Below are 10,010 nucleotides of genomic sequence, written 5' to 3'. Positions count from 1 at the left end.
TGTGCGCCTCACAGGCCGCCCGGGCAGCGGAACTCGTTGAGCTCCGGCAGCCGGAACGGGTTGCGGACGCTGCTGGCGGTGACCTCGAAGACCGCCTTGCGGCCTTCGATCTCGAAGGTGGCCTTGAAGCGTTCGGGCGCGCTGGTCTTTTCGACCTTGACGCGGTCGAAGAGCCGGAACAGCGCCCACGGGCCGTCGTTGACCAGGCCGGACGAGCCGCTCGGGCTGACCGGGCTCAGCTGCACCCGCACCTGCGAGCTGCCGCGCGGTCCCGGCCACTGCACCGAGGTCGGGATCTGCGGGCCGTGGCTGTAGCGCACGATCTGGCCGTCCACGTCCAGGATGAACTGCTGGATCGTGGTGTCCATCTCGATGGGCTTGAAGTCCAGCCGCAGCGACGGCGTGGCGCTGCCGGGGAAGAAGGTCTCCTTGATCGCCTGCGCGCGCTGGAACTGCGGCAGCGTGCCGCTGTCCCCGCCCAGCGGCGTGCCTTCGACGGCGCGGAACTTCCACGGCCGTGTCGTCGTGTCGACGTAGGGCGCGAGCTTCTGCTGGAAGAGCTGGTCGATCTTGCCGCCCGGTCCGAACAGCATCGCGAAGTCCGCCTGCGTGGCGTCGCGCGAGGAGTTGCGGTCCAGCGGATAACGCCCGGCGACGGCCTGGTTGCAGAACTCGCCGACCTGCGAGCGCACCTCCATGCCGAGGTTCTGACGCATCGCGCCCTGCGACACGCGGGCGCTGCTGCTGCCGAGGTCGTCCAGCATCGTGCGCAGCGGCTCGGGGCTCATCGCGGCGGCGGCCTTCAGGCGCGTGGGCACCGGCGAGGGCGGCGGCGCGCTGCCGCCCTTGAGCGCGGAATCGGCCGCCGTCAGCATGATGTTGGCCTCGGCGATCAGGCCGACGGTGTCGTCCAGCGGCGACTTGCCGCCGCCGGTCGGGGCCGTGACCATGCTGCGCAGACCGACGAAGCGCTCGTCGACGATGTTCTCGATGCGCGGCGCGTTCGGGTCGGCCGGGTTCTGCTGGCCGGGCTTGCCGGAGAACATGCCCGCCACCTTTTCGCGCGTCTGCTGGACCAGGTCCGCGGCGCGGCGCTCGGCGTTCTCGATCGCGTTGCCGGGCTGCGCGAGCGTGGTCTCGCGCGAGGCCGCGCGCAGGAACGGGCCCAGCGGGCTGTCCGGCGCGGACAGCATCCGCGAACGCTCCACCGACTGCGGCACCGTGGCCATCGGCAACAGCTTCACGCTGTTGAGGAAGGACTCCCAGGAGGCCGCGTAATCGTTCAGGTAGAGCCGGCGCACGTCGTCGACCAGCGGCGCGTTGGCACGCACGAGGTCCTGCGGATTCTTCGGTGCGGCGGCGACGCCCAGCACCCAGGGCTCTTCCGCCGCGAGCTCGTCCGCGACCTGGCCGACCCGCGGCTGGAAGCCGCGCAGGTAGGCATCGCGGGTGAAGAAGCCCGGCACGCCCTGCGTCAGCGGCGCGCCGTTGGTCCGCGTGAACAGCAGCGGCGCGTTGTGGCCGCCGGCGCGCGCGACGGTGAAGTCGGGATACTCGGTGCCCAGGCCTTGCGCGCGCAGCCGGTTGTAGATCCGCTGCGGCAGCGGCTGCGTCGCGAGCTGCGTGCGCACCGCCGTCAGCAGCGAGGCGTCCTCCGGCAGCGGCGACGCGATGCCGCCCTGCGACAGCAGCGCGTCGAGATGGGCGCCCAGCGCCTCGCGCTGGTCCGGCGTGAGCTCGCGGCGCGTGGTTTCCCAGTCGCCTTCGATGTGCTGCTTCAGCGCCTGGGCGTCGAAGTGCTGCGGGTCGTGCAGCATCACGTAGGCCTTGAGCGCTTCGTACAGCGTGACCGGCGTGGCCGCGCCCTGGCGCAGCTGCTCCTCGATGCGCAGCACCAGCCGCGGCAGGACCGCGTCGCCCAGCATCCGCTGATAGGCGGCGCGGGCCGCGCTGTCGAGCTTCCTGCCTTGGAACAAGCCCAGGCGCATGGACCACGGCACACTCTCGTCGACCGCCGCCAGCGCTCGCGTCGCCTGCAGCGCGGGCAGGATCGGCAGCAGGTCGGCGGAAGCGCGGTTGGGCGTGGCCTGCAGCAGCTCGCGGACCTGGTCCGCGCGCGCCGAGGTCTCTTCCAGGTACTTCTTGTTGTTGAAGTAGCTGACCGTCCAGGCCGTGAGCATGCCGATGCCGGCGACCGCGACGACCGCGTAGCCCGCGAGCGCCAGCGCGTTGCGTCGGCGCTCCCAGCCGCGGTGCGTGCCGCCCAGGCCGGCTTCGGCGAAGACGACCTCGTTGAGCAGCCGGTTCAGGAAGTAGCTGCGGCCGCTGGCCTGGTTGGGCGCCTGGACCGCGTTCTCGATCTGGTAGCTGCGCGCCACCGAGCCGAGCACGCGGTCGATCGGCGTGCCTTCCTGCGTGCCGCTGACGAAGTAGACGCCGCGCAGCAGCGGCTGGGCTTCGTACGGGGAGGGCGCGAAGACGCCCTCGGCGAATTCGGCCAGCAGCGCGCGCAGGCTCGCGAACTGCGCCGGGAAGCCGTAGATGCGGGCCCGGCGCTGCGGATCGCGCTCGGCCTGGAGCCGGTCGATGAGGCCGTTCTGCAGGCGCTGCTCGAGGGCGTCGAACTCCGCGCCGTAGCCCGCCAGCGGCGAGCTGCTGTTGCGCGGGAAGGTGAAGCCCCACGGCGCCGCGCGCTGGTCCTTGTCGGCCGTGGCGAAGTAGTCCATGAAGCCCGACAGCAGGTCGGCCTTGGTGACCAGCAGGTAGACCGGGAAGCGGATGTCGAGGTCCTTCTGCAGTTCCTGCACGCGGGCGCGCACGGTGGCGGCGTGCTGGGCGCGCTCCGACGGGCTGCGCGACAGCAGGTCCGTCACCGAGACGGTCACCAGCGCGCCGTTGATCGGCTGGCGCGGGCGCGAGCGGCGCAGCATCTGCAGGAAGCCGCTCCAGGTCGCCTTGTCGTTGGTGGGATCGCTGTCCTGCGTGGTGAAGCGGCCGGCGGTGTCGATCAGCACGGCGCGGTCGGTGAACCACCAGTCGCAATGCCGCGTGCCGCCGACGCCGCGGATGGCGTGGTCGCCCATCTGGTCGGCCAGCGGGAAGTTCAGTCCGCTGTGGCGCAGCGCGGTGGTCTTGCCCGAACCCGGCGCGCCGATGATCAGGTACCAGGGCAGTTCATAGAGGTAGCGGCCGCCGAAGCGCGAGCGCAGCTTCGCGCCGAACCCGGCCGAGCCCTCCGCGCCGAAGCGCGAGCGCTGCAGCATCTGCAAGGCCTGGCGGAAGCGCTCGCGCACGGCCAGCATGTCGGCGGTCTCGCGTTCGGTCGCGTCCGCGGCGGGCTGCTGCAGCAGCTGGCTGACGACCGCGCTGTTGCCGCGCTTGGCGCGCCAGCGGCTCCAGGCGATGCACAAGGCGACGATCAGGACCAGCACGCCGATCGTGATCCAGCGCGAGCGCTCGGTGTCTAGCGGGCGGGCCTCGCCGACGGCCACCAGCGGGCCGACGATCCAGATCAGCAGCGAGACCGCCAGCACCAGCACCGCCAGCAGCACCCAGCGGTTGAAGATCCATCCCAGGACGCGTTTCATCGGGAAGCTCCGCGCGCCGGCGCTTCAGGCGCGCGGCCATTGACCATCAGACTGACTTCGACGCGCCGGTTCAGCGCGCGGTTGGCCGGGGTGTCGTTGGGGGCGACCGGCTCGGCCTCGGCGCGGCCCTCGGCGCGGATGCGTTCGGGCGCGACGCGGCGCGCGATCAGCAGCTCGCGCACGGTGTTCGCGCGCTCCTCGGACAGGTGCCAGTTGGACGGGAAACGCGCCGAGCGGATCGGCGTGTTGTCGCTGTGGCCGGTCACGATCACCGTGCCCTGGACCTGCGTCAACGCGTCGGCAATGCGGCCCATGAGCGCTTCGCGCTCCGGCACGATCGTCGCGCTGGCCGGCGCGAACAGACCGTCGCCGCGGATGATCACCACGCTGCGGTCGACCTCGTCGCGCACGGTGACCAGGTTGGCCTTGATGTCCGATTGGAGGAACTGCGCCAGGCGGGGCTTGGCCGGCGGCGGCGGCGGCGCGACCACCGGGGGCGACAGGCGCAGGCCCTGGATCTGGCCGAACACGGGATCGGAGCGCTCCGCCAGCGACAGCGTCAGCCACAGGTACACGCCGACCAGCAGCAGGGCCGTCAGCGCGGCGGTCGCCGCCAGCGGCAGCCAGCCGATGTGGCGGCGCTGGGTGACGGCCTCGACCTGCCAGTGCTGCGCCAGCGCGGCGGGGTAGTCGCCGCGCTGCTGCTTCAGGATCTGGGCCAGGCGGTCGCGCACCGCCTCCAGTTGCGCCGGACCGTTGTCGATCACGCGGTACCGGCCGGCGAAACCCAGCGTCAGCGCGGCGTAGATCAGCTCGAGCAGGTCGCGGTTGGCCTCGGGCTTCTCGGCCAGGCGGGCCATCAGCTGGAACACCTTCTCGCCGCCCCAGGTCTCGTTGTGGAACATGGACAGCAGGCTGTGCCGCGCCCAGACGCCGGAGCCGCCCCAGGGGGTGTCGGCGCAGGCCTCGTCGATCATCGTGCAGAGCACATAACGCGTGGCCATGACGCGTTCCGGCGGGATGCCGGCGGCGGCGGCGCGGGCCGCGAAGTCGCGGATGCCCTGCGCCAGGTTGTTGCGCAGCACCGCCACGTCGTCGACGCGGCGCGTCGCGCGCAGTTGCGGCACCAGCAGCAGCAGCGGATTGGCCAGCGTCAGCAGCGGGTTCAGCCCGGCGGCCGGCGGGGCGGCGTCGGGCTGCACCGAGTCGGGCGGGGGCGGGGTACCGCGCGGCGCCTGCGCGCCGCCCGGACGGGGCTTGATGAAGGTGCGCTGATCGTCGAAGCCTGCGAACGGATCGTTGAGCGCGGAGGGGTCCATGCCGGCTCCCGGAGGTTACTTGTCTTGGATCGGTGGCGGAGTGGGGCGGGGCCCGGCGTCGCGGTGAGCGGCGCTCACTGACGGATGGCCCAGAGCTCCAGTTCCAGTCCGGGGAAATCGCCGGCCACGTGCAGCGCCAGACTGCCGCTGCGCTCGAGCTGCTTCCAGAGGTCGCCGCCGCGGTCCAGCTCGAAATAGTGGAAGCCCGCGTGGAACGGCAGCTGGCGCGGCGCCACCGGCAGCGCGCGCATGCTGATGCCGGGCAGCTGCAGGTTGACGAGGTCGCGGATGCGGTCCACCGGGCCCAGCTTGGATTGCGCGGGGAAACGCTGGCGCAGCTGTTCCGCCGCCACCTGCGCGTTGACCGCGATGACGAAGCTCGCGCTGCGCAGCAGGTCGGCGTCGGGCACGACGGCGGTGCGCACGCCGTGGGTGCGCTCGGTCAGGTCGATCTGCAGCGCGTTGCGCTCCAGCACGACGCTGAGCATGCGGCGCAGGTCCTCGAGCAGCGGGGCGAAGCTGCCGCGCAGGTCGTCGTGGCGGTACAGCGGGTATTCGGACGCCAGCCGGCTGTCGCTGACGAAGGTGGCCATGTCGCCGGCCAGCTGCAGGCAGTCGCGGTGCAGCGTTTCCGGGTGCACGTGCGGGGACGCGGCATGCTGGCGGAACAGCGGATCGGCGCGGTTCAGCGCCTGCAGCATCAGGAAGTCGGCCAGTTCGGACACGCCGTTGCCGAGCTGCCCCATCCGCGACGACAGCAGCTGCGCGCGCTGGCGCACCAGCCCGTGCAGCAGCGAGGCCATCGCGGAGAGGTGGCCGCTGGCGTCGATGCGGGTCTGCGGCGGGATGTAGCTGCGGTCCAGCACCAGCTGCTGGTCGGCGCGGCGCTCCGCGACGCGGGCCACGCCCAGCGCGGCATAGGCGTCGTTGAGTTCGCGCGCAGGCAGCAGGCGCAAGGTCAGCGCGCCGGTCTGCACCGGCTCGGGCTCGTCGCCGGCGCTGGTCTGGTCGCGCAGGTCCTGGTCGACGACGTGGTAACGATGCAGTTCGCCGGCGTCATGGCCGTTGAACGCGACCTGGTCCGTGCCCGGACGCGCGATCGGCGCGGCCAGGACGACCATGTCGCCCTTCAGGTCCGCCGGCACTTCCAGTGGCGCCATCGCGGCGTCCGCCTGCGGGATCTGGAACGGGGTGCCGTCGGGCAGGATGCCGCTCGCGCGCACGATGCCCAGACGGCCGACGCTCAGCAAGGCCTCGTCCAGCACGAGTTCCGTGAAGCCCCAGCCGTGCGGCGCCAGCGCGCGGGCGCGGCTGTCCACCAGGTGCTCGAGGTAGCGGGTCTCCTGCTGGAAATGGTGCGGCAGCAGGAACATGCCCTGCGACCAGATGACCTTGCTGTGCCAGCTCACGGCAGCCTGACCGTCGCGCTGACCGACAGCTCGTCGGCCTGGATCAGGATCTCCTGCTTCCTACCGACGACCACCGGCACGATCGCCCGCCAGCGCGCACGCTCCAGGTCGCGGTAGGCGGCGAAGACCGCGATGAAGCGCGTCTCCGGCGACAGGGTCTTCTTCGTCCACGGACGCGCTTCGCCGGGCTGCAGCGTCATCTCCTCGCGGGAGACGAGCTCGGTGCCCAGCTCGGTCTGGTCCTTCTGGTACAGGCTGACGAAGTCGGCCGCATTGAAGCCGACGTCCGATTTCAGCTCATACACCCGCACCAGCAGCGGCGAAGGGCGCTTGGTGACGCTCGGGTTCACCTGCGCCGACGCCTGGATGCTGCCCTTGGTCACCTCCGTGGGCTTGTCGGCGCTGGAGAACGGATTGATCTTGTCGAGGGACGAGCAGCCCCCCAAGGCACCCAGGGCGAGCAGCGCCCCCAAGGCCAACGGGGCCGCAACAGCAGCCCTGCGGGAGAGGGAGGGGGTGGTTTGGTGTCCCGAACGCGGCGTGAGCATCTGCTTATCCTTCTTGACCGGAAGAAAGGATAGCCAGCGGGGGGCGCTCGGGGTGGTGACTTAGGTAATCGACCGTCCCCAACCACCACCGTACTTCCACGGTTTTGCGACCGAGGACGGTGGGAGAGGGGAGCGGGAGGCTCGTGGATCAGGCCATGGCACCAACCCGGAACTGGCTGACCAGCCTCGCCAGCTGCTGGGCCTGGCCGTTGAGGCTTTCTGCGGCGGCGGCACTCTCTTCGACCAGGGCCGCGTTCTGCTGGGTGACCTGGTCCAGGTGGGTGACGGCGTCGCCGACCTGCTGGATGCCGCCGTTCTGCTCCTGCGTGGCTGCGGAGATCTCGCGGATCAGCGTGTCGACCTGGCCGACCTGCGCCACCACCCGCTGCATCACCTCGCCCGCGCTCTGCGCCTGGCGGGCACCGATGTCCACACGCTGGGTGCTGGCCTGGATCAGGTCCTTGATCTCCTTGGCCGCGGCCGCCGAGCGCTGCGCCAACGCCCGCACCTCGGAGGCGACCACCGCGAAACCGCGCCCCTGTTCACCGGCCCGGGCCGCCTCGACCGCCGCGTTCAGGGCAAGGATGTTGGTCTGGAAGGCGATGCCGTCGATCGTGCCGATGATGTCGCCGATGCGGCGCGACGCGTCGCTGATGCCCTGCATGGTCTCGACCAGGGCGCTCACCGCGTGACCGCCTTCGCCGGCGGCGCCGGACGCGTCCGCCGCCATGCGGCTGGCCTGGCCCGCGGACTGGGCGTTCTGGGCCACCGAGCTGGTCAGCTCTTCCATCGAGGCCGCCGTCTGCTGCAGGCTGCTGGCCTGCGTCTCGGTGCGCGAACTCAGGTCGGCGTTGCCCTGGGCGATTTCCTTGGAGCCGTTGGCGATGCTCTCGCTGCTGTCGCGCACCTGGCCGACCAGACGGCCGAGCTGCTCCACCATGCGGCCCATCGCGCGCAGGAGGTCGGCGGGCTCGTCGCGGCCCTCCGCGTGGATCTGGACGGTGAGGTCGCCGGCGGCGACGTCTTCGGTCGCGCGCACCGCCTGGGCGATCGGCGTGGTGATGGAGCGCGTCACCTGCAGCGCCAGGACGATGCCGATGGCCAGCGCCACGACGACGGCGGCGATCGTCACGCGCAGACCGCTGGTGTACGAGGCGGCGGCGTCCTTGGCGGCTTGATCGCCCCCGTCGCGGTTGAAGGCGACGTCGACGTCGACGGCCTTGGCCAGCGCGCTGAAGAGGGCGGAGGAGCTGCCGCCGGCCAGCTTGCGGGCGGTCTCGTGCTGCGCCTCGCCGCCGGCGATGGCGCGTTGCATCTCGGCGTCGGCCTCGAGGTAGGCCTTCCAGTTGTCGCGGATCTTCGCGTACAGCTCGCGTTCCTTGTCGCCGGTGATGGACGGCTCGTATTCCTTCGCCGCCTTGTCGAAGGCCAGCACCGACGCGTCGTGCTGCTGCGCGAGCTTGGCGCGGGCGCCGTCGTCGATCTCCAGCGCGCCGCGCAGCGACAGGCGGCGGGTTTCGTTGGCGGCGTCCTGCATGTCGGCCAGCTTGGCGACGCTGGGCAGCCAGTTGGTATTGAGGTCCTGGACGTTGTCGTTGATCCGCGCCATCTGCTGGATGCCGAAGGCAGCGATGAAACACAGCAGCACGAGGACGGCGGCGAAGGCCAGCGCCAGGCGCTTGCCGATGCGGAAGTTTCTGAGAAGGGACATGGTCTTGACCGGAGGGGGAGGCCGGGTGTTACGAGAGGTGTCGTCAGGTTGCGCGTGACAGCCTTCAGAAACCTGTCCGTGAAGGGTCTCTCCGCAATTGCCCGGGTATGACAACGTTGTCAACGTGATCTATGCTTCGCTCCCATAAGAGGAGACAAGTCGATGAGTGCAGATCTATCCCAGGTCGCCGGTGCCGGCGCGCGAGCGCCGGGCACCGGCGAGGCGACGGCGGGCGAGACGGTGTCCGGCGGCGAGGCGTCCGGTCGCCACGCGCGCCATCCGCTGACCTGGGTGCCGTCCGTCTACCTGGCGATGGGCTTGCCGAACGTGCTGGTCGGCTTGGTGGCGGCCATCCTGTACAAGAACCTGGGCGTGTCCAACGAGGACATCGCGCTCTACACCTCGCAGATGTACCTGCCGTGGGTGCTCAAGCCCTTGTGGTCGCCGCTGCTGGAGCCCTACCGGACCAAGCGCTGGTGGGTGATCGCCATGCAGTTCCTGATGATGGCCTCGATCGGCGCCGTCGCGTTCTGCCTGCCGCTGGACGGCTTCTTCCGCGCGTCGCTGGCCTTCTTCTGGATCACCGGGTTCGCCTCCGCGACGCAGGACATCGTGGCCGACGGCGTGTTCATGACGACGATGAGCCCGGGTGAGCAGGCGAGATATGCCGGCGTGCAGGGCATGTGCTGGAACCTGGGCGCGGTGGTGGCGTCGGGCCTGCTGGTGTCGCTGACCGGCTGGCTGCACGGCTCGCTGGGCTGGAGCTGGGTGCAGTGCTGGATGGCAGTGATGCTGGGCGCGGCCGCGATGATGGGCGGCTTCGGGCTGTGGCACCTGCGCGTGCTGCCGCCCGGCGCGCCGTCGGCGGTGCAGGGTCAGGACTTGTCCAGCGCGATGGTGTCGCTGCGGGCGTCCTGGGTCACGCTGTTCCAGAAGCCGTCGATCTGGATGATGCTGGCGGTGGTGTTCTTCTACCGCTTCGGCGAGGGCTTCATCGAGAAGTTCGGACCGCTGTTCCTGCTGGATCCGCGCACGGCGGGCGGGCTCGGCCTGGACAACGCGGCGCTGGGCCACATCTACGGCAGCGCCGGCACGATCGCGTTCATCGCGGGCGCCTTCCTTGGCGGCTTCATCGCCGCGAAGATGACACTGCGGCGCTCGTTCCTGCTGCTGGCGCTCGCGCTCAACCTGCCGCACCTGACCTACTACTACCTCAGCCACGCACTGCCGACAGACCTCTGGTGGATTGGCGCCGTGGTCGCGGTCGAGAAGTTCGGCTTCGGCATGGGCTCCGTCGGGCACATGCTGTACATGATGCAGCAGATCGCGCCGGGGCCCTTCAAGATGACCCACTACGCGATGGCCACCGGCGTCATGGCGCTGACCAAGTGGGCCACGGGCAGCGTCAGCGGCTGGCTGTACGCGGGCGTGGGCCA

General features: G+C 70.7%; 6 protein-coding genes. 1 reads left to right on the top strand and 5 read right to left on the bottom strand.

The genetic code is table 11. The features are described from left to right. Positions 1-8: 8 nt before the first annotated feature. From tssM to VF536_RS26760, 5 genes are all read right to left on the bottom strand, one after another. Positions 9-3,587, bottom strand: a complete 3,579-nt coding sequence (tssM, locus tag VF536_RS26780) for a type VI secretion system membrane subunit TssM (protein ID WP_331617991.1) — start codon at positions 3,585-3,587, stop codon at positions 9-11. Beyond that, positions 3,584-4,906, bottom strand: a complete 1,323-nt coding sequence (locus tag VF536_RS26775; protein ID WP_331617990.1) for a DotU family type VI secretion system protein — start codon at positions 4,904-4,906, stop codon at positions 3,584-3,586. Before VF536_RS26775 ends, tssM begins: the two co-directional genes overlap by 4 nt. 74 nt (positions 4,907-4,980) lie before the next feature. Next, a complete protein-coding gene (tssK, locus tag VF536_RS26770; protein ID WP_331617989.1) occupies positions 4,981-6,315 on the bottom strand; it encodes a type VI secretion system baseplate subunit TssK in 1,335 nt (444 codons plus the stop codon). Then, positions 6,312-6,794, bottom strand: a complete 483-nt coding sequence (gene tssJ / locus VF536_RS26765) for a type VI secretion system lipoprotein TssJ (protein WP_331617988.1) — start codon at positions 6,792-6,794, stop codon at positions 6,312-6,314. The genes tssK and tssJ overlap by 4 nt, the downstream gene beginning before the upstream one ends. 217 nt (positions 6,795-7,011) lie before the next feature. Next, the gene (locus VF536_RS26760; protein WP_331617987.1) at positions 7,012-8,574 is read right to left on the bottom strand and encodes a methyl-accepting chemotaxis protein; all 1,563 of its coding nucleotides are present in this window, start codon (positions 8,572-8,574) and stop codon (positions 7,012-7,014) included. 162 nt (positions 8,575-8,736) lie between these two features. On the opposite strand from VF536_RS26760, the gene VF536_RS26755 reads away from it, so the two are divergent. Further along, positions 8,737-10,010: MFS transporter (locus VF536_RS26755; RefSeq protein ID WP_331617986.1), on the top strand; the 1,274-nt coding region annotated here is incomplete at its 3' end.

This window comes from Roseateles sp., assembly GCF_036486225.1.
Taxonomy (GTDB): domain Bacteria; phylum Pseudomonadota; class Gammaproteobacteria; order Burkholderiales; family Burkholderiaceae_C; genus Roseateles.
This window is presented reverse-complemented; position numbering and strand designations above follow the sequence as displayed.